At 68.5% G+C, this 23,340-nt stretch carries 20 protein-coding genes, 2 tRNA genes and 1 pseudogene; 14 read left to right on the top strand and 9 right to left on the bottom strand.

Going from position 1 to position 23,340, the window contains the following annotated elements:
• The first annotated feature begins 248 nt into the window (after positions 1-248).
• The gene (locus MFF64_RS03045) at positions 249-1,148 is read left to right on the top strand and encodes a sigma-70 family RNA polymerase sigma factor (protein WP_238189611.1); all 900 of its coding nucleotides are present in this window, start codon (positions 249-251) and stop codon (positions 1,146-1,148) included.
• Here the strand turns inward: MFF64_RS03045 and MFF64_RS03040 are convergent.
• Entirely contained in the window at positions 1,130-1,714 is a 585-nt protein-coding gene (locus MFF64_RS03040; RefSeq protein ID WP_238189514.1) for a ComEA family DNA-binding protein, read from the bottom strand. The genes MFF64_RS03045 and MFF64_RS03040 overlap by 19 nt on opposite strands.
• Before the next feature lie 206 nt (positions 1,715-1,920).
• The gene (locus tag MFF64_RS03035; protein ID WP_099903141.1) at positions 1,921-2,811 is read right to left on the bottom strand and encodes a C40 family peptidase; all 891 of its coding nucleotides are present in this window, start codon (positions 2,809-2,811) and stop codon (positions 1,921-1,923) included.
• A 222-nt stretch (positions 2,812-3,033) separates the two neighbouring features.
• Between MFF64_RS03035 and MFF64_RS03030 the strand changes: the two genes are divergently transcribed.
• The 4 genes and pseudogenes from MFF64_RS03030 to MFF64_RS03015 all read left to right on the top strand — a co-directional run bounded on the left by MFF64_RS03030 (position 3,034) and on the right by MFF64_RS03015 (position 5,752).
• Positions 3,034-3,399, top strand: a complete 366-nt coding sequence (locus MFF64_RS03030; RefSeq protein ID WP_099903143.1) for a hypothetical protein — start codon at positions 3,034-3,036, stop codon at positions 3,397-3,399.
• Between the two features lie 186 nt (positions 3,400-3,585).
• On the top strand, positions 3,586-4,047 hold the full coding sequence (locus tag MFF64_RS03025; protein ID WP_099903139.1) for a MarR family winged helix-turn-helix transcriptional regulator: 462 nt from the start codon (positions 3,586-3,588) through the stop codon (positions 4,045-4,047).
• A gap of 301 nt (positions 4,048-4,348) precedes the next feature.
• Positions 4,349-4,828 (top strand): annotated as a pseudogene (locus MFF64_RS03020) (NUDIX hydrolase); the annotation flags it as partial.
• Between the two features lie 207 nt (positions 4,829-5,035).
• Entirely contained in the window at positions 5,036-5,752 is a 717-nt protein-coding gene (locus tag MFF64_RS03015; RefSeq protein WP_099905231.1) for an MgtC/SapB family protein, read from the top strand.
• Between the two features lie 6 nt (positions 5,753-5,758).
• Here the strand turns inward: MFF64_RS03015 and MFF64_RS03010 are convergent, their stop codons facing one another.
• The 4 genes from MFF64_RS03010 to MFF64_RS02995 are packed head-to-tail and all read right to left on the bottom strand — an operon-like array spanning position 5,759 to position 9,937.
• Entirely contained in the window at positions 5,759-6,655 is an 897-nt protein-coding gene (locus MFF64_RS03010; RefSeq protein ID WP_099905233.1) for an ABC transporter permease, read from the bottom strand.
• A 4-nt stretch (positions 6,656-6,659) separates the two neighbouring features.
• The gene (locus MFF64_RS03005; RefSeq protein ID WP_099905235.1) at positions 6,660-7,607 is read right to left on the bottom strand and encodes an ABC transporter permease; all 948 of its coding nucleotides are present in this window, start codon (positions 7,605-7,607) and stop codon (positions 6,660-6,662) included.
• On the bottom strand, positions 7,604-8,917 hold the full coding sequence (locus MFF64_RS03000) for an ABC transporter substrate-binding protein (protein ID WP_099905237.1): 1,314 nt from the start codon (positions 8,915-8,917) through the stop codon (positions 7,604-7,606). The genes MFF64_RS03005 and MFF64_RS03000 overlap by 4 nt, the downstream gene beginning before the upstream one ends.
• A 30-nt stretch (positions 8,918-8,947) precedes the next feature.
• A complete protein-coding gene (locus MFF64_RS02995; protein ID WP_099905239.1) occupies positions 8,948-9,937 on the bottom strand; it encodes an ABC transporter ATP-binding protein in 990 nt (329 codons plus the stop codon).
• Between the two features lie 266 nt (positions 9,938-10,203).
• Between MFF64_RS02995 and MFF64_RS02990 the strand changes: the two genes are divergently transcribed.
• The 5 genes from MFF64_RS02990 to MFF64_RS02970 all read left to right on the top strand — a co-directional run bounded on the left by MFF64_RS02990 (position 10,204) and on the right by MFF64_RS02970 (position 12,332).
• A tRNA-Thr gene (locus MFF64_RS02990) sits at positions 10,204-10,278 on the top strand.
• 86 nt (positions 10,279-10,364) lie between these two features.
• Positions 10,365-10,439, top strand: a tRNA-Thr gene (locus MFF64_RS02985).
• Between the two features lie 342 nt (positions 10,440-10,781).
• The gene (locus MFF64_RS02980; RefSeq protein ID WP_165795519.1) at positions 10,782-10,940 is read left to right on the top strand and encodes a hypothetical protein; all 159 of its coding nucleotides are present in this window, start codon (positions 10,782-10,784) and stop codon (positions 10,938-10,940) included.
• 554 nt (positions 10,941-11,494) lie between these two features.
• Positions 11,495-11,728 (top strand): hypothetical protein, encoded by a 234-nt coding sequence (locus MFF64_RS02975; RefSeq protein ID WP_099899683.1) that lies wholly within the window; start codon positions 11,495-11,497, stop codon positions 11,726-11,728.
• A 196-nt stretch (positions 11,729-11,924) separates the two neighbouring features.
• On the top strand, positions 11,925-12,332 hold the full coding sequence (locus tag MFF64_RS02970) for a hypothetical protein (protein WP_099899681.1): 408 nt from the start codon (positions 11,925-11,927) through the stop codon (positions 12,330-12,332).
• A 7-nt stretch (positions 12,333-12,339) separates the two neighbouring features.
• Here the strand turns inward: MFF64_RS02970 and MFF64_RS02965 are convergent, their stop codons facing one another.
• Positions 12,340-14,076, bottom strand: a complete 1,737-nt coding sequence (locus MFF64_RS02965) for a sensor histidine kinase (RefSeq protein ID WP_099899679.1) — start codon at positions 14,074-14,076, stop codon at positions 12,340-12,342.
• A gap of 629 nt (positions 14,077-14,705) precedes the next feature.
• Here MFF64_RS02965 and MFF64_RS02960 point away from each other — a divergent pair.
• Positions 14,706-14,951: a (2Fe-2S)-binding protein gene (locus MFF64_RS02960; protein ID WP_099899677.1), complete on the top strand. Its 246-nt coding sequence runs from the start codon at positions 14,706-14,708 to the stop codon at positions 14,949-14,951.
• A 137-nt stretch (positions 14,952-15,088) separates the two neighbouring features.
• Here MFF64_RS02960 and bfr read toward each other — a convergent pair whose 3' ends face one another.
• Together bfr and ribA are read right to left on the bottom strand one after the other, a co-directional pair.
• A complete protein-coding gene (gene bfr, locus MFF64_RS02955) occupies positions 15,089-15,586 on the bottom strand; it encodes a bacterioferritin (RefSeq protein ID WP_099899675.1) in 498 nt (165 codons plus the stop codon).
• A 129-nt stretch (positions 15,587-15,715) separates the two neighbouring features.
• Positions 15,716-16,855, bottom strand: a complete 1,140-nt coding sequence (ribA, locus tag MFF64_RS02950) for a GTP cyclohydrolase II RibA (RefSeq protein ID WP_238189512.1) — start codon at positions 16,853-16,855, stop codon at positions 15,716-15,718.
• Between the two features lie 236 nt (positions 16,856-17,091).
• Between ribA and MFF64_RS02945 the strand changes: the two genes are divergently transcribed.
• The 3 genes from MFF64_RS02945 (at position 17,092) to MFF64_RS02935 (ending at position 23,164) form a co-directional block, all read left to right on the top strand.
• Positions 17,092-17,634 (top strand): cytochrome b, encoded by a 543-nt coding sequence (locus tag MFF64_RS02945; protein ID WP_238189510.1) that lies wholly within the window; start codon positions 17,092-17,094, stop codon positions 17,632-17,634.
• Positions 17,635-18,445: 811 nt separating this feature from the next.
• Complete coding sequence (locus MFF64_RS02940; protein WP_238189508.1) at positions 18,446-19,879, top strand: mannose-1-phosphate guanylyltransferase/mannose-6-phosphate isomerase; 1,434 nt, start codon at positions 18,446-18,448, stop codon at positions 19,877-19,879.
• A 39-nt stretch (positions 19,880-19,918) separates the two neighbouring features.
• Entirely contained in the window at positions 19,919-23,164 is a 3,246-nt protein-coding gene (locus MFF64_RS02935) for a glycosyltransferase (protein ID WP_238189506.1), read from the top strand.
• The last annotated feature ends 176 nt before the right edge of the window (positions 23,165-23,340 follow it).

Here is a 23,340-nt window from a genome sequence, read left to right as displayed (position 1 = left end):
CGCAACATGGCATGCATTGGGTCAGCCTTGATCTGCCACCCGCCAATAATTCGACCTCCGGCTCGGACGAGGACTTGAACCGGCTGGGCTTCTGGATCGGCGCCGCGGCACAGTCGAACACCGATGAAGGTCCGGACAGGACGCCCCCGAAGCCGATCTCGCCACCGCTCGATATCTGGGGACGCGTGTCGCACGGGTCACGCGCGACTTCGTTCGCGGCCGGCACCCGGCGGGCGCATAGTCCGAGCATGACCGCCGGTTCCGATCCCTACCTGCAAGAGCTTCGCCCGCGCTTGATCCAACTCGCCTACCGGATGCTGGGGTCGGTCGCGGACGCGGAGGACGTGGTGCAGGACGCTTATTCGCGCTGGTTGGCGGCAGATCCCGTGTCGGTGCGCGAGCCGGCCGCATTCCTGCGTGTCGTCGTCACGCGCCTCAGCCTCAATCAGTTGAAGTCGGCCCGCCGTCGCCGCGAGACTTATATCGGCCCGTGGCTGCCGGACCCGATCTTCGATCCCGAGGATGCCGATCCGGCCGACGACATCACCCTGCCGCTGATGATCGCGCTGGAACGGCTGTCGCCGTTGGAGCGCGCTGCCTTCCTGTTGCACGATGTATTCGGCCTCGATTTTCCGGAGGTGGCACAGGCCATCGATCGGAAACCTGCCGCTTGCCGTCAGCTCGCCAGTCGGGCGCGGACCCATCTTCGGCAGGAGCGCCCGCGCTTCGCCGTGAGCAAGGAGCACGGTCTCAAGATGGCCACTGCGTTCTTCGCGGCATCGCGCAACGGCGACATGAGTGCTCTCCGCGCCATGCTGGCCGAGGATGTAGTTGCCTGTGCCGACGGGGGCGGCAAGGTTCCGGCATCATTGACGCCACTGATCGGCATCGATGCGGTGCTGGGGCGCCATGCGGCAATGGCGGGCGATTTCGCGCGCTTTCCATCGCGACTCATGCGTTACGCGGTCATCGACGGTTTGCCGGGCTTCCTCACCGTGGAGGCGGGTGGCATCGTGCAGGTGACGGCCTTGCACGTTCAAGACGACCGGATCGCCGCCATCTATGTGACGCGCAATCCCGACAAGCTGAAGCGGCTGCCGGGCGAATGTCTCCCTGAGGAAGGTGCCGGCTATCGCACGGTCACCTGATCCTTGATCTTCTCATACGTCGCCCGGCTCAGCACCCGCTTCGACAGGAGGTCGCTCGGCGACGTGTAGGGCCGCTTGGCGATGATCGCCCGGCCGATCATGCCGCCGCCGCGCAGGCCGTTCAGCTCCGCGAGGCTCGCGGTGTTGAGGTCGACCGTGCCGGTCGCGGGCGGCGGCTCGGCGCTCTCGGTCGTGTCGACCGGCGGCAGCGGCGCCGACGGGGCTGCCGGGGTGAAGACCGGGGGAGGGGAGGGCGCGGGAGTCGGGACCGGCGCGGGGACCGGTGCAGGAGCGGGGCTGGCGACCGGGGGCGCCTCCGCCACCGCTGGCGGGCGCTGCACCGGCGGGTCGGCCGGGCGCGGGCCGGGATAGACCGAGCGCACCGGATCCCCGGCATCGCTCGTCGGCGCGGGTGGCGGCGCACTCCGCCCGGTCTCGGCCCGCTTGGGCGGCTCGGAGACGTGCGGACCGGTGGTGCGCGGCATGAAGAACTGCCACAGCCCGGCGAGGCCGGCCGCCAGCACGACGATGACGAGGGCGCGGGTGATGGCCGAACCGGTCAGCATCGGGGGCAGGTGTCCTCAGGACTCGAGACGAGGGGCGTCGGCCCCATTCTACAACCGGTTATGGCCGGCGCGAGGCATAGACAATCGCACACGGCCAAGATCCCGTCAGATGTCCACGGATTCACGCGCGCCATGTCCGTCCCGCCGGGCGGACCTGCCCCAGGGTTGCCGAGGCTGTCGCCGCGCCGAACCGCCCGGTAGCACCGTCAGGCGGCGGTCGCCAGGCGCCGGACCGTGCGGATCGCCCCGTCTCCGGTGCCCGGCCCGGTCCGGCCGGCGCGGATGCGCGCCTCGGCCTCGGCCAGGGGCTCGACCGCCACCGCCATGTGGTGCCCGTTGGCGTGGATCAGCCGGCTCTCGTCCAGCATCATCCCGACATGGCCGCGCCAGAACACCAGGTCGCCGCGCCGCAGGCCGGCGAGATCGGGGGAGAGCGCCACCGCCTCGCCGAGGGCCGCCTCCTGCTGGTCGCTGTCGCGGGGAGCCGGGATCCCGGCCTCGGCGAGCGCCGTCTGCACCAGGCCGGAGCAATCGAGCCCGAGGCTGCTGCGCCCGCCCCAGAGATAGGGCGTGCCGAGGAAGCGCCAGGCCGTCGCGGCGACGTCCGGCTCGACCGCGTCGAGGAAGGCGAGATGCCCGGCCCAGACGAAGCGCCCGTCGGCGAGGCGCGCATAGGCGCCCTCCCGCGCCGCTACCGCCACCCGGGCGCCGAGGCTGAGCGCGCCGAGGGCCGGGCGCTTCAGGTCGGCGGCGGGGTAGAGGAAGGTGCGCAAGGCCGCGACCCGGTGGGTGGGGATCGGATCGACGGGCCCGAGCGCCTCGGCCGGGAGGTAACCGACATAGCCGTCGGCCGCGAGCTGCGCGAAGGCCCAGCCATCGCGCAGCTCGTAGACCGTGGCGGCCTCGCCGAACAGCGCCTCGCTGTCGAGGCCGGCGGCCGGATCGGGCGCGCGCCGCAGGGGCGCGACGGGTACGGCGATCCGGTGCGACCGGCCGGCGACGTAGCGCGCCGCCTCGACCTGCCCGCGCAGGCGCTCGTCGGCGAGGTCGGACCGGGCGGGGGTCAGGCGCGGGTCGAGGCGGGGGAGATCGGTCATGACGGCCTCAGTGTCTCAGGCGCGTCGGGCCCGGGCAAGCCGGCCGCCGCGTCACGGTGCGACCTTATGCCCGATATCCCGCCGGAGCGCGGGAGCGGGCCGAATTCCCCTGGCGCCAGCGTGGGCTAACCGTGAGGCTCGCGCAACCATTCCAGCGGCGCCGGGTTGGACATGCGCGTGTTGCACTGCAACAATCGCGAAGCCCGCGCTATGCTCAGCCGCATGATGATGAGCCGCCCCGTGAAGAAGCCGACCGACAAGCCCCGCAACCTGCCGCCGATCCGGGTGCGCAAGGAGCCCCCCACCGTCTCCGAGGCGGTGGCCGCGGCGCAGGATCTCGCCGACGACATCGAGCAGCAGGTCGAGATCGCCGCGGGCCTGATCGGCCTGCCTCCCGACGAGGTGCGCCCGCACGTGCTCCAGGCCGCCAAGGCGCAGGCTGCCAAGCCGAAGACCGAGCGCGCGCCGGAGCGGATCATCAGTACCGGCAGCGGCCTGCGCGGCCCGCGCACGGTGATCGTCGAGCGCCGGGCCGGCCGGCCCCTGGTCGAGCGCCGCACCCGCCCGCCGCTGGACGGCCGACGCTGACGTTTTGGGCGGCCGCGATCCAGTCGCCCATCTTATGCTGTTGCGGGCGGAGGCCCATTCGAGAGATGATCGTTCACCATCGAACGCATTCGCGTGGATTTCGGTGGTCCGTCCGGCGTGTTAGGCTGACGGCATGAGGATCCTGCGGCGAGGGCGGCGCCCGGGTGCTGTCGGTATGGTGTGCATATGAACTCTCTCGAGCCTGTCCTGTCAGGCGTGGAAGCGTTGCGGCTCGACAATCAGCTCTGCTACGCGCTCTACGCGGCCTCCCACCGCATGACGAAGTGCTACCGACCGCTGCTCGAGCGGCTGGGCCTCACCTATCCGCAGTACCTCGTGCTGATCGTGCTGTGGGAGAATGACGGGCTGACAGTCTCCGATATCGGCCGGCGCCTGCGTCTCGATTCCGGCACGCTGACCCCGGTGCTCAAGCGCCTCGAGGCGGCTGGCTTCGTGCGCCGCACCCGGCGGCAGGCCGACGAGCGCGAGGTCGAGATCAGCCTGACCGAGGAGGGCCAGGCCCTGCAGGACGAGGCGGTCGCGGTGCGCCGCTCCGTGGTCGACACCCTGAAAATGTCCGAGAGCGAGATCGCCGAGCTGCGCGCCCGCCTCGACACCCTCATCGCCACCCTCGGTAGCGAGGCCTGACGCCGGCAGCCGGCGCGGCGATTGTTTTGCCGGTTAACAAATCCTGCTTGAGTGCCGCGGCTCACCCCGCTTAAAGGGACGGAAGAGGTGCGTCGTCCGCCGCGAGGGAGTCCGGACCGCGGAGCGCGCCCGAAGGATCTATCCTTCAAAGGATCTTTCCCAGGGGGGACTCTCGGGCTCGTCGCTCGAGACCGGACCAGCGAGTGCGCCGCGACGTGACATCCGTGACCTGCTCCAGCTTTCGCCCGTCCCGTCCCCCCTGTCGCCCGGGACGCCGTTCCGCCGCGGACCGCGCCGGATCATGAAGAGCCTGAGGTCCCTGGCGGGTCTCCTGACCGGCTGGTCGGAGCGCAGCGGCGAGCCGCGCCGGCAGGTCGCCGTGCTGCCGGTCCGCTCCGGGCCCGGCGGCGCCCTCCAGGTCATGCTCATCACCTCCCGCGAGACCCGGCGCTGGGTGGTGCCCAAGGGCTGGCCGATGAAGGGCCTGAAGAACTACGAGGCCGCCGCCCGCGAGGCCTACGAGGAAGCCGGCCTGATCGGCCGCGTCGGCCGGCGGGCACTCGGCAGCTATTTCTACCACAAGCGCCTGAAGAGCCGCGACGCGGTGCTGTGCCAGGTCCAGGTCTTCCGCCTGGAGGTGCGCAAGCAGCTCAAGACCTGGCCCGAGCAGAACGAGCGCGAGTGCCGCTGGTTCAGCGTGCCGGAGGCGGCCGAGGCGGTGACCGAGGCCGGGCTCGCCGCCCTGATCCGCGCCGCCGGGGCCGAGGGCGCGAAAGCCCGCAAGGCCAAGGTGAAGGCGGCGAGCAAGAACCCGGAGCCCAAAGCCGCGACGTCCAAAGCTCCGCACTCCAGGACTCAGGCCAAGGCTCCGGACCCGAAGGCGGCGTCCTGACCCCTCCGCTATCCGGCCGTCACACGACCCCGCTATAGGCTCGGGGTTTCGGCGCGGGCGTCGGGCCCGCGCCCCCCTCACGGGCGGCGCGTCGCGATGGCGATCATCCAGGCTTTCCAGGCCGGCGAATTCCTCAACTCGGTCCTGAGCCTCGTCTGCGCCTTCGTGCTCGGCACGCTGATCGGGGCGGAGCGCCAGTACCGGCAGCGCACGGCGGGCCTGCGCACCAACGTGCTGGTGGCCGTGGGAGCGGCGGCCTTCACCGATCTCGGCATGCGCATTGGCCACGCCGATGGCGCGATCCGCATCGTCGCCTACGTGGTCTCGGGCGTCGGCTTCCTGGGTGCCGGCGTGATCATGAAGGAGGGCATGAACGTCCGCGGCCTCAACACCGCCGCGACCTTGTGGTGCTCGGCCGCCGTCGGTGCCCTGTCGGGGGTCGATCTCGCGGCGGAGGCCGCGCTCGTCACCGTCGCGGTGCTCGCCGGCAACACCCTGCTGCGGCCTCTCGTCAACGCCATCAACCGCATCCCGATCGACGAGCGCGACGCGGAGGCCACCTACGAGGTCCGTGCCACCACCGACACCGACCGCCTCTCGGAGGTCCGCGACCTCCTGGTCGAGCGCCTGGAGGCGGCCCATTACCCGGTGAGCGAGGTCGATGTCGAGGAGCGCGGCGAGGACGATGTCGAGGTGGTCGCCACCCTGGTCAGCACCGCGATCGAGCCGGAGGAGATCGACGCGGTGATCGCGCGCCTGGGCGCGGCCGAGGGCATCCGCCGGGCGACCTGGACGGTGCGCACGACCGATTGAGCGTGCTCAGGTCCCCGGCAGCGTCACCCGCCGGGCGCGGCGGCGCTGGATCGCGAGGAAGCTGCCGAAGGCGAGCCCGATGACGAGGAGCGAGACGCCGGTGGTGACGGTGCCGAGCGCGTAGATCTCCGGCGTCGTCACGGTGGTAGTGAGGCCTTGCAGTTCCAGCGGCAGGGTGTTGCGCCCGCCGATCGCCTGGCTGGTGCGGGCGAGCTCGTCCCAGGACAGGGTGAAGCCGAACAGGGCCACGCCGACGAGGGACGGCAGGATGATCGGCACCACGACGTGGCGCAGGGATTGCGGCCCCGTGGCGCCGAGATCGCGGGCGGCCTCCTCGTAGGCCGGGTTGAAGCGGTTGAACACCGCGAACATGATGAGGAGGCCGAAGGGCAGGGTCCAGGTCAGGTGGGCGCCGAGCGCCGACGTGAACAGTCCCATCACGGTGCCGTGGTCCTGGAGGAATCCCCAGCCGGTCCGGGCGGCCAGGGCCTTGATGCCCTCGTCGATCAGCCGGAACTCGAGGCCGATGCCGAGCGACACCACGATCGAGGGCACGATCAGGCTCGCCACCGCGGCGTAGAACAGCGGCGTCTGCCCCCGAAAGCCCTTGCGGAAGGCGAGCCCGGCGAAGAACGCGATGGTGACGGTGAGACCCATCACCACGAGGCCCAGCGCCAGCGAGCGCCGGAACGCCGCCCAGATGTCGACCACGCCGAGCCCGGCCCAGAGGCGCGAGAACCAGAAGGTCGAGACCCCGTTCATCGGGAAGGTGAGGCCGCCCTGCGGGCCCTGGAAGCTGAGCACCAGGATCGTCAGGGTCGGCCCGTAGAGGAAGAGCACGAACAGCCCGAAGAAGGCTGCCAGCACGTAGAACGAGAAGGGACGAGGCCCGTCGCGGCGCATCTCTCTAGAGCTCCCGGCGCAGGTCGATCAGGCGGGTGAGCGCGGCGATCAGCACCATCACGGCGCCGAGCAGCACCACCGCGTTGGCGGCGGCGGCGGGGAATTGCAGGTAGGCCATCTGCACCTGGATCACCTTGCCGACCGAGGCGATCTGCTGCCCGCCCATCACGCCCACGGTGACGAAGTCGCCCATGATCAGGGTCAGGACGAAGATCGACCCGATGGCGATGCCGGGCTTGCACAGGGGCACGATGACGTTCCACAGGGTCTGCCAGGGCGTGGCGCCGGCATCCGTCGCCGCCTCGATCAGCGAACGATCGATCCGCATCATCGAGTTGAAGATCGGCACGATCATGAACACCGTATCGAGGTGGATGAAGGCCAGCACGACAGAGAAATCGGAGTAGAGCAGCCCCTCGATCGGGGTGCGGATCAGGCCGAGGCTCATCAGCGTGTCGTTGACGAGGCCGTTGCGGCCGAGCAGCGGGATCCAGGCGATCATCCGGATCACGTTCGAGGTCCAGAACGGGATGGTGCAGATCAGGAACAGCACCGTCTGCATCGCCGTCGAGCGGACGTGGAAGGCGACGAAATAGGCCACCGTGAAGCCGATCGTCAGCGTCGCGGCCCAGCCGAGCAGGCAGAACTTCAGCGTCGACAGGTACGTCCGGAAGGTGGTGCAGAGATCGCCGCCCGACAGGCAGCCCTCGAACACGTCGGCATAGTTCTGCAGGGTGAAGGCCGGGATGATCTCGTACTCGTTGTACTCCCAGAAGCTGACGACCAGCGTGAGCGTCAGCGGCACCAGGAAGAACGCGAGGAAGACCAGCCCCAGCGGCATCGCCTGCCAGTAGGCGAGGCGGCGCTGGCGGCGCGTCTCCACGGCGAGGCCCGGGAGGGTGGAGGCGGCTTGCGCCGCCTCCGGGAGAGCAGGGGCCGCGACCGTGCTCATGCGGCGATGAACTCGTTCCACTTGCGCACCATGTAGGTGTTCTCGTCCATCACCGAGTTCCAGCAGGCGACGGCGCCCATGCGCTGCTCGAACGAGCCGCCGTCACGCACCGCGCCGGCCTTCTCCATGATGGTGCCATCCGGAGCCTTGATGTCCTTCTCGGCCGGCTTGCCCTCCATCCAGAATGCCCATTCGTAGGGCTCCATGTTGGCTTTTGCCGTCTCGAGCACCGCCGAGTAGTAGCCCTGGCGATTCAAATAGGCACCGGCCCAGCCAGACAGGAACCAATTGATGAAATCGTAGGCAGCGTCGAGCTTCTTCCCGGTCAGAGTCTTGGGCAGGCCGAAGCCGGTGGCCCAGGCGCGGTAGCCCTCCTTCAGCGGCTGGTAGGTGCAGGCGACGCCCTGCGAGCGCACCTTGGTGACGGCCGGCGACCACATCGACTGGATCACCGTCTCGCCCGACGCCATCAGGTTCACGGATTCGTTGAAGTCCTGCCAGAACGCGCGGAACTGGCCGGCGCGCTTGGCCTCGATCAGCACCTTCATGGTGCGGTCGATCTCGGCCTTCGTCATGTTGCCCTTGTCGGGATAGGTGTAGTCGCCGGTGGCCTCCACCACCATCGCGGCGTCCATGATGCCGATCGACGGGATGTTGAGGATCGAGGCCTTGCCCTTGAATTCGGGGTTCAGCAGCTCCTTCCAGCTCGTGATCGGGCGCTTGATCAGGTCGGGCCGGATGCCGAGCGTGTCGGCGTTGTAGGTGGTGGGGATCAGGGTGATCCACTCGGTCGGCGAGGTGGCGAACTTGGTCGAGTTCTGGCCCTCGAGGTAGAACACCTTCTTGGGCGCCGTGCCCTGGTCGCCGATCTTCTTGCCCGCCACTTCACCCTTGGTGAAGACCGGCGTGATCTTGTCGGCGTTCTTGATCCGGCGCGAGTCCATGCCCATCAGGTTGCCGGACGGCATCAGCTTCTTGAGGCTGAAATACTCCGAATCGACGATGTCGAACGAGTTCGGCTGGGTGACGACGCGCTTCGACACCTCGTCGGTCACGACCGGGATGTACTCGATCGTGATGCCGAGATCCTCCTTCACCTTGCGGGCGATGTCGCCGCTCTGGTTCACGGCGGTGCCGAGGTAGCGCAGCGTCACCGGTTCGGCGGCGATGATCGCCGGGAAGCCCGTGATGGCGCCGGAGCCGGCGGCGAGGCCGGCCGCGGCGCCGGCGCCCTGCAGCAGCGTGCGGCGTGACAGGCGGGGGGTCTTGGAGTGGGGCGTCTTGGAGTGGGGCGTCTTGGAATCGGTCACGTCGAAGTCTCCCTCTTCTTCAGGTCGTGGTCAGGCGTCGAGGCGGTGGGCCTCGTTCGCCGGCCAGCCCACCCGCACCGTGTCTCCGAGGGCGAGGGGGTGGCCGGCATAGGCGTGGTCGCTCAGGATCGCGGTGAGCGGCGCGCCGGGCTCGGTGGCGAGGTCCGGCGCCTCGAGGCTCACATGGACGGTGCTGCCCTGGTACTCGACCGCGACCACCCGGGCGCTCGGGGCCTCCGGACCGGCCTCGGAGCCGAGCCGCATCCGGTCGGCCCGCACGGCGATGCGCCGGTCCGGCAGCGCGATGACGTTGTGGCCGCCGATGAAGCGGGCGACGAAGGCGGTGGCCGGCCGCTCGAACACCGTGCGGGGATCGGCCGCCTGCTCGATGCGGCCGCCATTCATCACCACCACGAGGTCGGAGAGGGCCATCGCCTCCTCCTGGCTGTGGGTGACGTGCACGAAGGTGATGCCGAGCTCGCCCTGCAGGCGCTTCAGCTCGGTGCGCATGCGCACCCGCAGGAACGGATCGAGGGCGGAGAGCGGCTCGTCGAGGAGCAGCACCTTCGGACCGGTGACGAGGGCGCGGGCGAGCGCGACGCGCTGCTGCTGCCCGCCCGAGAGCTGCGCCGGCAGGCGCCCGGCGAGCTTGTCCATCTGGACGAGCGCCAGCATCGCCTCGGCGCGCTTCACGCGCTCCGCCTTCGGTATGCCCCGCATCTTGAGCCCGAAGGCGACGTTGTCGCGGCAGGTGAGGTGGGGGAACAGCGCGTAGCTCTGGAACATCATGGCGGTGCCGCGGGCGGCCGGCGGCAGGTCGCCGACCGCCTTCGGACCGATCACCACGTCGCCCGACGACACGGTTTCGTGCCCGGCGATCATCCGGAGCGTCGTGGTCTTGCCGCAGCCGGACGGCCCGAGCAGGCAGCAATACGAGCCCGAGCGGATCTTCAGGTTGATCCCATCGACCGCGACGGTGTCGCCGTAGCGCTTGGTCAGGCTGACGAGTTCGATGTCCACGCGCGCTTCCCTCGGCGGCTCCCCTTGCGCGAGGCTCAAGCAAGGTGCGGGCCAGGGATCGGGAGCCGGGCCGCGCGGCACGGTCCGACCGGGGGCGACTCTCGGAGGCGATTTTTGGCAACGATTCCTGGCCGCTATTCCTGGCCGCGATTCCTGGCCGCGAGGCTGTTGCAATGCGCCGGGCGATCCGCTATCCCCCGCTCGTCTTCGGCGCACCACGAACCGCCCGGCCACGAGGCCGCGGATGGGACGAGCGGCGCCGACGGGCCGTTGTAGCTCAGTGGTAGAGCGCATCATTGGTAATGATGAGGTCGGGAGTTCAATCCTCCCCAGCGGCACCATCCTTCACCGTAAGAGTCAGAGATTTCGCTCGGTGTGTCTGAAGGCTGTCCGGTCCCGGTCCGGGAGGGCAGCGCGGCACCGGCGCGCCGTTGTAGCTCAGTGGTAGAGCGCATCATTGGTAATGATGAGGTCGGGAGTTCAATCCTCCCCAGCGGCACCATCCGTCTGACAGACGAATGATCGTCCATCCGAACGGAACGGCTCCGAGGCGTGGAGTGAGTGCGCCTGTCTTCACGTCGTGACATCATGGGCACCTCCGGTCGTGGTCGAGGACGGCCACGACGTCAGAGGAAGTCCCGTCGACATCGATCATGCGCGAGTCCCGCGACGCGGACCCTCTCGGCCATCTTACGGGTCGCGTCGGTCTGCCCGGAGGAAGAGGAAGCGCGGGCCTCCATGGGCGATTCCCGCACCGACCGGACCGGGCGCCTTGCGCGCCGCGCTCCTCGACCCCGAGGCCGTGCTAACCAATCGTTAACCATTGCGGTGCAGTGACCCAGCCATGTACTCACAGCTCCGTCATTACGGCTGGCGCCCGCTCGAGGCGGTCGGCCATATCGCATCCTGGATCGCCTTGCTGACGGTGGGCCTCGCCTGTGCGGGAGCCGAGCTTCTCGGCGGGTGGGAGCAGGCCGGCCGGCTCCTCATGGGCCTGGGCTGATCCTCCGGAGAGGGGCCGGGGCGGCGGTCGTCGCCCGATCGACGATGACGCCGAGGGTCAGGTGACGCCGTCATCCATTCTCGGAGCGCCCGGGATGTGAACGGCTCCAAGGTCCTGAGAGAATGGCATGCCGCCGCCTTCGTGCGGTCGAATCCGAAGCTCTCATGATCTTGCCGTCGCTCTTCCCGGCCGCCCCGTTGCAGGCCGCATGCTTCCCGTCCCCCCGTAGGAGTCGCGACTCCGGCAGCTGGATACGATCTCGAAACCATCCGGGTTGCATCCCGGGGCTCAGCTGCTAAGCTTGGCCTTGCCGGCCCACACGCAGCGCGTATCCCGGGCCGCGTCGCCGCCCGACGAAGGGCGGCGTCATACGTCTCCCGTGCCGCCGGAGGGCGGCGCCGGCATTGCTCGTGCCCCCGATCATGATCGCCGGCGTGGGCGACTCGTGTGCATCCGGACGCTGCTCCCGCGTCCTGCCGTCCGCCGCTCCGGCGCCGGGCCGCGTGCGCATGTCCGCAACACCATGGCTGCAACAACCGGAAGGATCCGACGCGATGATCGATCACCGCCGCCGCCTCCTGAGCCGCGCCGCCCTCACCGAGGAGGGCTGCATCACGCTCCAGCGCGAGCCCGACCGGGGATGGCCCGGCGACCACAGCCGGCTCTGCGCCCTGGAGAATGACGGCCATCTGCTGTTCCTGGGCGAGGAGCCCGGCTCGCGTCCCGGCAGCGCCTCAGCCGCCTGGCGCATCACCGCGCAGGGCCGGGCGGCACTGCAACAGGGCTGATCGCCCCTCGCGACACTCCCGTCGCGCCGATGCTGCTGCAGGAAGCTGTGTCGTCGCGTCGCCAAGTGTTACATGGGCGGTGTCACACGGGCGGTGTCGCAAGGGCTTAGGGCCGCGCCGGCGCTTCAAAACCAGCCTGTTCGAGCTTACATTGGAGGAATAGGGCCACGGCCCGGACAGGCCGCCGAGGTGAGCGATGGACTATGTCTGCGACGTCACGGGCGGAAAGACCTGGTTCCAGATCGAGACCGAGGCGGAGGCGATCCAGGAATCGGCGCTGATGGGTCACGCCGTCGAGAAGCACTTCCGTCAGGCGCAGAGCCGCGCCGAAGCCTCGTATGTCCCGCCCTCCGGCCCCTTCATCGAGCAGCAGATCGGCCTCAAGGCGCATTTGCGCCGGACCATGCCGCGCTTCTTCACCCTGCGCGACCCGGAGGGCAACGGGCTCGCCACCGCCATGGTGCCGTGGGGGGCGGGCTGCCCGATCATCGTCGGACTCGGCAACCGCGACCCTTACGTCGAGCATGCCGAGGCGATCCGGGTGCTGGCTGAGCGTCTCGGCATCCCGCTCGACCGCGGCCGCTGTTACCCGTACGGACGATGAAAGTCCCTCACGCGGCCTCGGTCCGGGCCGCAAGCGGCACCGCGATCTCGCAGGCGAGGCCCGCGGCCGCGTAGTCGAGACGGACCTCGCCGTCGAGTTCCCGCTCCAGGCTGGTACGGATCAGCCGTGTGCCGAAGCCGGTCCGCGCCGGTGGCGCGACCGTGGGACCGCCGGTCTCGCGCCAGCGCAGGGAGAGCATCCCGGTGCCGGCCTGCCATTCCACCCCCCATTCCACCGCCACCTGCCCGGTCTCGACCGAGAGCGCGCCGTACTTCGCCGCGTTGGTGGCGAGCTCGTGGATTGCCATCCCGAGGGGCAGGGCCACCGCGGGGGCGAGGGAGATCGGCGGTCCGTCGAGGCGGATGCGGTCGGCCCGGCCCCCGGCATAGGGATCGAGCTCCGCCGACAGGATGCCCCGCAGGCCCGCGCTCTCCCAGTGGTTGGCGGTGAGCACGTTGTGGGTCTGGGACATCGCCAGCAGGCGGGCCTCGAAGCTGCCGGTGAAGTCATCGAGGGAGGCGGCGCTGCGGGCGGTCTGGCGCGCCATCGATTGCACGGTGGCGAGCGTGTTCTTCACCCGGTGGTTCAACTCGTGGATCAGCAGCTCCTGGCGGTCATCCGCCGCCCGGCGCTCCTCCTCCTGCCGCTTCAGCGTGTCGGCGGCCGCCGTCAGGGCGTGGCTGATCGCCTGTGCCTCCCGCACGGCGGAGGCCGGAACGGCTGCCGGCTCGCCCCGGCCGAGGGCGGCGGCGGCGACGGCGAGGCGGCGCAGGGGCCGGGCGAGCAGGCCGGCGGCGAACCAGCCGATGCCCGCCGCCACCGTGGCGACGACGAGGCCCCAGAGCAGGATCTGCCGGCGCAGATCCGCCACCGACGCGAAGGCGGTGCCGGCATCCTGGCGCACCAGCACGGTCCAGCCGAGGCCCGGGAAGTCGCGGTAGCCCCGGGTCGGCCGGTAGCCGGTGAGGTAGCGCTTGCCGTCGGGCCAGGTCTCCGTCGCCGTACCGGAGTGGCCGGCCCGGGCAGCGGCGACGCTCGGCAGCTCCGCCGGCAGGCCGGTGCGGCGCAAGGAATCGGGGCCGAGCAGCACCGTGCCGTCCCGGGCGAGCACCAGGGGGGTGAGGTCGCGCTGGCCGGCCGCGGATTCGCGCAGGGACGCCTCGGCCGCCCGGGCCCAGGCCCAGTCGAGATGGCCCGAGACCACGCCGACGAACCGGCCGGCATCGTCCCGCACCGGGGCGGCGATGTCGAGCACACGCGGCGGCTCGGTCGTGTCGCGGTCCGGCTTCAAGGAGGCGAGGAGCAGGGCGTCGTGCACGTCGCCCACGAAGGGGCCGTGGCGGCCCTTGGTGAAGTAGTCCCGGTGCGCGACGTCGATCCCCTCGAGGGCACCGGTGCTCGTCGCCGCGACCCAGCCGTCGGCGTCGATCATCCCGATGATGGCGTAGTCGGGATAGGTCTCCTGCGCCCGCCGCAGCGCCCGCCGCTTGCGCTCCACCGGGGCGGCCGGATCCCGGATGGTGTCGTTCTCCGCCAGGATCACCATGTCGCGCCAGCGCTCGAACAGGCCCCGGTCGAGCCGGCCGGCCATGGTGGCGGCGAGGTCGCCGAGCTCGGCCTCGATGCGCGCTTCGAGCCGTTCGCTCGCCACCCGCGACGCCACCAGGGCGAGGACCAGGGTCGCCACCAGGCCCGCGGCCCCGAGACCGAGGGCCAGGAAGACGCGGAGCGGCGGCTGGGGCACGGGGCGATCCGGGTCCTGAAGGCGAGGGCAGGGGAAGGCGGGGGCTTTCCTCCGATTGCAGGGCGACCTTACCGTAAAGCAATCGCCGCGAGAAAGCCTCGCGGTTCCCGATCCATCGCGAAACTGCCGGTTCCGTAACGTCAATCTCGTCCCGTCAGGTTCCTGCCGGCACGATCATCACCCGGGTTTCGGCCGCGAAGGCCTGAGGGCGAAGGGTCTGGTGATCATCCCCATGCCGGGCGCGGGGTGGCCGTTGCCGAAGGCGGCGTTCGCGGCGGAGCCGGTCATGACGGCACCCGCCGCTCGGGCCATATCGGTCACCTGGCAGCCGCCGAGGCCGGCAGGCCGACATCGGTGACGGCCGGTCGATCAGCGCGAAGGCGCCGCCGCGGCCCGCCCGGGCGAGGCGAGCGGTGTCGGCGAGGTCCGGCTGCGGGGTGCCGACCGGCAGCATGACGGCGTCCCAGCCGGCCGCCTGCGGCGCGATGACAGCGCCGGGTCGGGTTGCGGAGGCCGCGTCGAATCAGTAACCTGTTGATTATGTTGTAGTTTTCAAAAGTTCTAATCTGAGAGCGGTCAGCGGGAGCGACTCCCTCGGCGCTCCGCGGATCGGGTGCTCCAGTCACAACATGATCGTCTGTTCCTGCAACGTGCTCTCCGACGGCCAGGTGCGCGCGTGCCTCAATCCCGGCCCGGGCTGCCCGCGCACGCCCGCCCAGGTCTATGCCTGCCTCGGCTGCAGCCCGAAATGCGGCCGCTGCGCCCGCACGATCCGGGGCATCCTCGATCGGGCGCTGGCCGAGGCGCACGCCGCCTGCACCACCACCTGCGGAGCGGCCTGCACGCTGAAGGAAATGAAGGAGGAGGCCGCGTGAGGCGGCCTCGCTCCGGTCAAGGCCCCGAGCATCGTTCCGCCGGCCGGTACCGACGTGGTCGCCGGTTCGGCAGCGAGCGTGATGCGGGAACGAGAGCCTAGGCAGAACGGCGCGATGCGGCTCCGCTCAAGGGCGGCTCACTCGACCTCGGGCTCGATCTTCTCCAGGCCGCCGATGTGGCGCTGAGCGTAGAGCGGCAGGCCGACCTGGCGAATCAGCTCGAGCTGCGTCTCCAGGAAGTCGATATGGCCCTCCTCGTCGGCGGCCAGATCCTCGAAGAGCTGCTTCGACACCCGGTCGTTGATCGAGTCGCAATACTTCGCGGCCTCGAGATAGAGGCTGCGCGCCTCGACCTCGGCGGCGAGGTCGCACTCGATGATCTCCTGCACGTTCTGCCCGATCCGCAGCGGATCCAGCTCCTGCAGGTTCGGGAAGCCTTCGAGGAACAGGATCCGATCGACGAAGCGATCGGCGTGGTTCATCTCCTCGATCGATTCCTTGCGCCAGAACTTGGCGAGATCGATGTAGCCCCAGTCGTTCAGCATGCGGAAGTGGAGCCAGTACTGGCTCACCGCGGTCAGCTCGCTGCGCAGGCCGCGGTTGAGGTACTCGACGACCTTGGCGTCACCCTTCATCGCTCGATCTCCCGTGTCGATCGTCCATCGGGACCGGGCGGGTGCCGGCCCAACCGGGGCCCTAGCTAGCAGCGAACGTGCCCCAGGGCCACAGGAGGCAGGCGCTAACGGTGCGCGACGGCGCGGCGGTCACACGTCGAGGCAGGCGAAGGCGTCGAGGTCGAGGGCGTGGCCGGCCCGGTCGCGCTTGGCCGTCAGGTAGCGGATGTTCTCCGGCGTGATCCGGCCGAGCGCCCGCTGGGTCTCGACCACGCTGAGCCCGGCCGCCTCCAGGCTCGCGGCCTTCTCGGGATTGTTGCTGAGGAGCCGAACCCGGCTCACGCCGAGGGCCTTGAGCATCGCGGCCGCAAAGTCGAACCGGCGCTGGTCGAGGCCGAAGCCGAGGGCCTCGTCGGCCTCGTAGGTATCGAGCCCGCGCGCCTGCAGGCCGTAGGCGCGGATCTTGTTGGCGAGCCCGTTCCCGCGGCCTTCCTGGTCGAGGTAGAGCACGATGCCGCCGCCATGCTGCGCCATCCAGCCGGCGGTGCCGCGCAACTGGTCGCCGCAATCGCATTTGAGCGAGCCGAACAGGTCGCCGGTGAGGCAGGCGGAGTGCAGCCGCACCGCCACCGGCTCCGACAGGTCCGGCCGTCCGATCACCACCGCCACCTGGTCGCGCAGGCCTTCGCCGCCGCGGAAGACCACGAACTCGCTGTCCGGCGCTCCGGCGAGCGGCACCGGCGCCCGGCTGACCGGCCGCAACGAGGCCGCCTGCCGGCCCGGATAGCGGGCGATCGCCTCCGCCCCGACCGAGAGGGTGCCGGCAAGGGGGCCGGGAGATGCGGCCTCGCCCGGCACCACCAGGACGGCCGGCAGCACCTGGGCCAGCGCCATCAGCGCCAGGGCCGCGGCGTCGCCCGCGGAGGCCGGCGCCACGGGGGCGTCGATCCGCCCGTCGAGGCGCAGGGCCAGGGCCTCGATCCGGGCGGGGTCGATCGCCGGCAGGGCGACCGCGCCGGCCTCGCTCCGCTCGGGCAGGCCGAGGCGGCGCAGGCGCGGCGCCGTCAGGACGAGGCGTGCGCCTGTTCCCGCGAGCGCCGTCAGGGCGGCGGCCCTGTCTCCGTCGAGCGCTTCGGCGGAGAGTGCGAGCACCGGGTCCGCGCCGCGCAGGGCCACCGGCCGACCGGCACGGATCTCCGCCAGCGCCCGCTCGACGTCGATCTGCTCTCGGACCTGTTCCTGGATCTGTTCGCGGCCCGCGGCCGGGTCTAGACTGCTGCTACTCTGCATCGTGACCGACATCATCGACCCTGAGAGAGATGGCCCCGGCGCGGTCGCGACGGGCCGGGCGCCTCGACATGGCGGAAATCCAAGACGGGAACCCTTGCGGAGAACCGCGGAGGGGGCGAACGCCACGGTTCGGTGCCGGGCGACATGTGGCATGTCCGGCCCGGCTTTGCCGCAGATCCCTCCATCAACCTTTCGCGATTGTCCAGGGTGCCTATACACCCCGGGAGTGAGGCCGCATGACGCCGCGCACTTACGCTCCGTCCCAGAAGGTGCTGCACTGGGTCGTCGCCGCCCTGATCTTCGCCCTGGTGCCGATCGCGCTCGCCATGGCCAACCTGCCCGACGGACCTCTGAAGAACGCGCTCTACGAGTGGCACAAGTCCTTCGGGCTCACCGTGCTGGCCTTGGCCCTGGCGCGCCTCCTGGTGCGCGCCGCCCGCGGCGCCCCGCCGCTGGTGGCCGGCCTGCCCGCCTGGCAGCGCCGGGCGGCCCACGCCTCGCACCTCGCGCTCTACCTCCTGATCGTGGTGGTGCCGATCCTCGGCTGGGCCGGCACCTCGGCCTGCTGCGCGCCGGTGATGCTGTACTTCACCCTGCCCCTCACCCTGCCGGTCTCCGGCGGCATGCCGGTGGGCGAGGCGATCCTCAAGATTCATCAGCTCGCGGCCTTCACCCTGGTCGTGCTGGTGCTGCTGCATGTGGCTGCTGCCCTGCACCATCATGTCGTGCGGCGGGACGGGACCCTGCGGCGGATGCTGCCGGGGCGGGGGAGCGAGTGAGCGGAGCCGGGCATCCGCGCGCCGATCGGGACGATCGCCTTCGTCCGGCCGGAGCGTGTTCCGGTGGCGTCGATCCCGGATGACGCGGCCCGATCGAGGCCCCGGGCGGCAGCGCGATCGGGCACGGCTCCGGATCGTCGTGACTTTCCGGTGTTACCAGCGCGTTTTGCCAGTGCCGCCTCGATCCCGGGGCGTCCGGGGCATCGGCGCTTGGCCGCTTCGGCGCAGACCCGTTCGGGCTTGGCCGGCACCTCGGGACGAGGCCGTTCGCAGGCGCTGCGCCACGACGCCGATGTCCTGCCTGCCCGAATGCGTCCACGGCTCTTGCTGGAGGCTCTCGCGTCGACCTTCGGGTCTGCGGGCGAATCGTCGCTCAGCAGACTCGCACCTGCAGGCTGACGTACCGTCCGCTCAGGTTATTGTTTTGTCGCAGATTTCCATCACAAAACCGGCACCTCTCTTGCGAAACCCGCTCGGGCAAGGTCCGCGCGGCCAGTGGCTTGCTCCGTGTCCCGGCCATGCGACGAGCGACCATGCGACGACTGGCATGTCTAGATGGTGCTCTGAAGAGCAACGCGACTCACGATTTCAATCATTCGCCGCGCATCGCTTTGCTAGGCCCGCAAGCGCGCCGATCTCTGGCGTCCAGGCTTCTGCCGGTGTACACGCTTCGTCAGTGTGCTGAAGCTGAAAACCGGGTTTCAGTGCGATAAAGTCATAAATTGATTATCTCTGAATTGTTCGCGGCCGAAACGAGACGATGCAACATCAGCGCGGTCATCTCGCGCGGTTTTGGAAGAGAAATGCTGTTATGACGTTCGAGAAAGACTGCCTGATCCACCCGGTGATCCTATGCGGCGGGTCAGGGACGCGGTTGTGGCCGGCATCCCGCGAGAGTTTCCCCAAGCAATTCCTGCCGCTGGCGGAGCCCGGTCGCTCGTCGTTCCAGGCCACCGCCGCGCGCCTGACCGACGGTGCCACCTTCGCCCGGCCGGCGGTCGTCACCGCCAACGACGCCCGCTTCCTCGTCGCCGAGCAGCTCGCGCAGGGAGGGATCCAGGCCGACATCCTGCTCGAGCCCTGCCGGCGCGACTCCGCGCCGGCGGTCGCCGTCGCGGCGCTCCACGCCGCCGCCCGCGACCCGCAGGCCCTGGTGCTGATCATGCCCGCCGACCACGCGGTCGGGGACGATGCGGCCTTCGTGCGGGCCGCGCGCGCCGCCCGGGCCGGGGCAATGGCCGGGCACATCATGACGCTGGGCATCGCGCCGACGAACCCGTCCACCGCCTACGGCTACATCCAACCCGGCAGCCCGCTGCCGGGCGAGACCGGCGCGCACGCCGTCGCGCGCTTCCTCGAGAAGCCGGACGCCGCCCGCGCCGCCAGCCTGATCGCCGACGGCGCCCTGTGGAACGGCGGCTACTTCCTGTTCCGCGCCGACGTGATGCTGGACGAGCTCGAGGCCTACGCGCCGGCGGTGCTGGAGGCCGCCCGCGAGGCCGTCGAGACGGCCACCCGCGACCTCGATTTCGTGCGCCTGGGCGAGGAGGCCTTCGGACGGGCGCCGCAGATCTCGATCGACTACGCCGTCATGGAGCGGACCCGCCGGGCCGGCGTGCTGCCGGTGGATTTCCCATGGTCGGATATCGGCACCTGGGGGGCCCTGTGGGAGGTCTCGGCCCGCGACGGCGACGGCAATGCGCTGCGCGGCCGGGTGGCGGTGCGCGACACCCGCAACAGCCTGGTGCATTCCTCCGGCGAGATCCTGACCACGGTGGTCGGCCTCGACGACGTGGTGGTGGTAGCCACCGATGATGCGGTACTGGTGACCAGCCGGAGCGCGGGAGCGGGGGTGAAGGACCTGGTCGAGACCCTGCGGCGGCAGGGCGAGCCGGAGGCGGATGCCCACCGGTTGATGTACCGGCCCTGGGGCTCCTACCAGCGCATCGACATCGGGGGGCGCTTCCAGGTGAAGCGGATCACCGTGAAGCCGGGCGGGCGGCTGTCGCTGCAGAAGCACCATCACCGGGCCGAGCACTGGGTGGTGGTGCGCGGCACCGCCGAGGTCACGGTGGACGGTGCGGTGCGCCTCGTGCACGAGAACGAGGCGGCGTACCTGCCGATCGGCTGCGTGCACCGGCTGGCCAACCCGGGCAAGATTCCGCTCGAACTGATCGAGGTCCAGGTCGGCAGCTACACCGGCGAGGACGACATCATCCGCATCGAGGACATCTACGGCCGCTAATTTCTAATATAGATACGGTCGTGAGGGGAAAAAAATCTTATGTCGACAGTTGCGAATTCGCCGTTTGATGCGGTCAATATTAGCGGCGGGAAAATAAATTTCATATCGAAGGAGTCAAAATTTTCGGAAGAATACATTCTGAAAATCGGCAACGATACGAAGGATCTGATCAAGGCCGACAGAGGCCTGGAGTCGTTCATCGGATCCGACGATATCCTGGTGGGGCAAAATTCGCCCAACGTCCAGTCGAGCTGGGTTCCGAAGTCGCCGCTCCCTGCCTCCGTGCATGTCGGATCGGATTTTTCGGAAAGCACGAATTATTCCAGCGGCCATACCGCGTACATGACCGGTTCGGGGGCATCCGCGTCCGCCTGCCTGACTTACTTCGACAGAGACTTCGGTACGGATCTTCCGGCGGTCGCCGGTGCCACCTATCAGCTTCGCGGGCTCTTCGCGACCCATCGCGCGCTGGGCCGCGTCAAGCTGACCTTCCTGGACGAGGAGAAGAAGCCGATCGACGGCTGTGAAGAGCTTCTCACGGAACACAAGGCAGGGGGCCAGCTGGAAGATTGGAAGCAGGTCGATACCTATTGCACGGCGCCCAACGGTGCGAAGTATCTTCAGATCGACATTTGCTTCGTCCGTTCATATAACGCGATACGCGATATGAACTTTTTCATCTTCTTCAATTCTGTTAGCTTGAAAATCGCTTGGACGAAAAAGGGGGAGACCAACAAGACGGCGAGCGACGGATGGACTCGTCTTTTGTTGTCGATTCTTTCGGGTATTTCCAGCTACTCGATGTACAGCGCTGACATTGATGTGGAGAGCATCAATGCGCATCGACCCGAGATCCACCTCGTCAACAAGTCCGACGAATTCGACCGCATTCTCATTTATGACTCCAACTCCATTTTCAAATATTCAGAGTCAGAGCTCAGATTCGAGCATGGACGTTTCATAACAATAAAAATCAATACGTCGATGGACTATGTTTTGTATTGTGATAACCAGCCGATCGCGTCCGGCTATCACCACAGCCATCACCATACGACGGTCAAGCTACCCGACAGCCTGCTGGATGGCGGCGCGCACCTCTTCGACGTGAGGGACGCGACCGGTATTACCATCCTGGCTCGTGACTACTTCATCGTCCCCTACGTGACGACACCCTGGTACATCCTGCAGGAGCACTCCGCTCCGTTCCCGCCCAGCTATCTCGCCCCCGCGGCGGCCGATCGCTATCGCGCGCTCCAGGCGCATCTCGAAAATGGCATCAGCGACGCGCTGCAGGCGCAGCTGTTCCATGCCCATCAGGTCCTGGTTCTCGGCTTCAAGTTCAACAAGAACTTCCGGCCGCTGACGTTTCACCAGAACGGAAAACCGAAGGTTTCGGTCATCATTCCGGTTCATAACAAGTTTGAAGTTACATACTTCTGTCTCTGTGCGCTGCTGGTCGCCTACAACAAGGCGCCATACGAGGTCATCGTTGTCGATGACGGATCCACAGACAAGACAAAGCAGCTCTCGTCGTACGTCGACGGGATCAAGATCATCAGGAACGAGGCAGGCTTGGGCTTCATCGGCGCCTGCAACAAGGGGGCCGAATCAGCCGAGGGCGAGTACGTCGTCTTCCTCAACAACGATACCGAGCCGACGATCGGCTGGCTCGACGAATTGCTGGACAGCTTCACGATCTTCGACAAGGTCGGCTTGGCGGGATCGAAGCTCGTCTATCCGGACGGCACGCTCCAGGAAGCCGGCGGCATCGTGTGGGGGTCCGGCAATCCGTGGAATTACGGGCGAAGCCAGAACCCGCACGAGCCGCGCTTCGCCTATAGCCGCGAAGCCGACTACCTGTCCGGCGCCGCCATCATGCTGCCCAAGCTGGTCTGGGACGAGATCGGCGGCTTCAGCACCGAGTTCATGCCGGCCTACTTCGAAGACACGGACCTCGCGTTCAAGGTCAGGGCGCACGGCTTCAAGACTTACTACGTCGCCTCGTCCGTCGTCTACCATTTCGAGGGCGTCACGAGCGGCACCGACGTGTCGGGCGGCGGAGCCAAGCGGCATCAGGAGATCAACCGGCCGAAATTCAAGAGAAAGTGGATCGATGCCTATCGCCGGCACGGGCGCGAGGGCGTGAGCCCGGACCTCGAGAAGGACCGGGGTATTCACGGCCGCGCCTTGTTCGTCGATTATCAGGCGCCGAAAGTCGATACCGACGCGGGCAGCTACGCCGCCGTTCAGGAAATGCGCCTGGTTCAGGCGTTGGGCTACAAGGTTTCCTTCCTCTCGCAGAACCTCGCGCATCTTGGAAAGCACACGGAGTATCTGCAGCGCATCGGCGTCGAGGTCTATCACGCACCTTTCTATCAGTCGATCGAAGAAGTGTTCGAGAAGCATGGCAAAGACTTCGACGTCGTCTACATGACGCGGTACTACGTGGCCCGTGATTGCATCCCGGCGGCACGGCGATACGCACCGCAGGCCAAGTTGATCATGAACAACGCGGATCTGCATTTCCTGCGTGAGCTGCGCACCGCGATCACCCGCAACGATGGGGCTCTGATCGACAAAGCCCTGACCGTCAGGGGCGAAGAACTCGCGGTCATGCGGGATGTCGACCTGGTCCTGAGCTACAATTCCGTCGAGCACGCGGTCATCATGAGCCACAATCTCGATTCGACGCGCGTGATGCATGTTCCCTGGGTCGAGAAGACCTCGGACAACGTGCCGCCCTTCGAGGCGCGGTCCGACATCGCGTTCCTGGGCGGCTTCAATCATCACCCGAACGGAGAGGCCGTCGGGTTCTTCGTGCGGGCCGTGATGCCGCTCCTGCGCCAGAAGTCGCCGATCAAGTTCAACATCTACGGAAGCAATCCGAGCAAGGACGTCATCCAGCTGGCGTCCGACGACGTGATCGTGCGTGGCTACGTCGAGACCGTGGATACGGTCTTCGACAGCTGCCGCGTGTTCGTCGCCCCGCTCATCAGCGGGGCCGGGATCAAGGGAAAGGTGCTCGCGGCCCTCGCGCACGGCACGCCGTGCGTCCTGTCGCCGGTCGCCGCGGAGGGGATCGGCCTGCGGCACGGCTACGATTGCCTGATCGCGGAAACTCCGGCCGACTGGGTCGAGTGCGTCATGCGGTTATACGAGGATGCCGAGCTGTGGTCGAACATCTCCAGGCGCGGGCGTGAGCTGATCGAGAGCAGCTACTCGTTCAAGTCGGGTCTCACGACCATGAGAAAGGCATTCGAGTCGGTCAATCTCTACACGCCGTAACCAACGACCTGAGCAGGCCCGTGCGGCATCGCGCGCACGGGCCGTCTCTCTCTTGCACGAGGGCGACGCCCGATCTCATCGCGATCGGGCGTCGCCCTCGTCGTTCATCCATCCTTCCCACAAGATGGCGGTCGCGATGCTTGCGGCCCGACGCTGCGGCGATGTCCCCCTCCGAG

This window comes from Methylobacterium frigidaeris, assembly GCF_022179185.1.
Taxonomy (GTDB): domain Bacteria; phylum Pseudomonadota; class Alphaproteobacteria; order Rhizobiales; family Beijerinckiaceae; genus Methylobacterium; species Methylobacterium frigidaeris.
The sequence above is the reverse complement of the archived record's forward strand: the minus strand, read 5'-3'. Positions and strand labels throughout refer to the sequence as shown.

Coding starts and splice junctions, on each gene's coding strand:
- MFF64_RS03045 (WP_238189611.1), top strand. CDS start 249: ATGACCGCCGGTTCCGATCCCTACCTGCAAGAGCTTCGCCCGCGCTTG.
- MFF64_RS03040 (WP_238189514.1), bottom strand. CDS start 1,714: ATGCTGACCGGTTCGGCCATCACCCGCGCCCTCGTCATCGTCGTGCTG.
- MFF64_RS03035 (WP_099903141.1), bottom strand. CDS start 2,811: ATGACCGATCTCCCCCGCCTCGACCCGCGCCTGACCCCCGCCCGGTCC.
- MFF64_RS03030 (WP_099903143.1), top strand. CDS start 3,034: ATGATGATGAGCCGCCCCGTGAAGAAGCCGACCGACAAGCCCCGCAAC.
- MFF64_RS03025 (WP_099903139.1), top strand. CDS start 3,586: ATGAACTCTCTCGAGCCTGTCCTGTCAGGCGTGGAAGCGTTGCGGCTC.
- MFF64_RS03015 (WP_099905231.1), top strand. CDS start 5,036: ATGGCGATCATCCAGGCTTTCCAGGCCGGCGAATTCCTCAACTCGGTC.
- MFF64_RS03010 (WP_099905233.1), bottom strand. CDS start 6,655: ATGCGCCGCGACGGGCCTCGTCCCTTCTCGTTCTACGTGCTGGCAGCC.
- MFF64_RS03005 (WP_099905235.1), bottom strand. CDS start 7,607: ATGAGCACGGTCGCGGCCCCTGCTCTCCCGGAGGCGGCGCAAGCCGCC.
- MFF64_RS02980 (WP_165795519.1), top strand. CDS start 10,782: ATGTACTCACAGCTCCGTCATTACGGCTGGCGCCCGCTCGAGGCGGTC.
- MFF64_RS02975 (WP_099899683.1), top strand. CDS start 11,495: ATGATCGATCACCGCCGCCGCCTCCTGAGCCGCGCCGCCCTCACCGAG.
- MFF64_RS02970 (WP_099899681.1), top strand. CDS start 11,925: ATGGACTATGTCTGCGACGTCACGGGCGGAAAGACCTGGTTCCAGATC.
- MFF64_RS02960 (WP_099899677.1), top strand. CDS start 14,706: ATGATCGTCTGTTCCTGCAACGTGCTCTCCGACGGCCAGGTGCGCGCG.
- bfr (WP_099899675.1), bottom strand. CDS start 15,586: ATGAAGGGTGACGCCAAGGTCGTCGAGTACCTCAACCGCGGCCTGCGC.
- ribA (WP_238189512.1), bottom strand. CDS start 16,855: ATGCAGAGTAGCAGCAGTCTAGACCCGGCCGCGGGCCGCGAACAGATC.
- MFF64_RS02945 (WP_238189510.1), top strand. CDS start 17,092: ATGACGCCGCGCACTTACGCTCCGTCCCAGAAGGTGCTGCACTGGGTC.
- MFF64_RS02940 (WP_238189508.1), top strand. CDS start 18,446: ATGACGTTCGAGAAAGACTGCCTGATCCACCCGGTGATCCTATGCGGC.
- MFF64_RS02935 (WP_238189506.1), top strand. CDS start 19,919: ATGTCGACAGTTGCGAATTCGCCGTTTGATGCGGTCAATATTAGCGGC.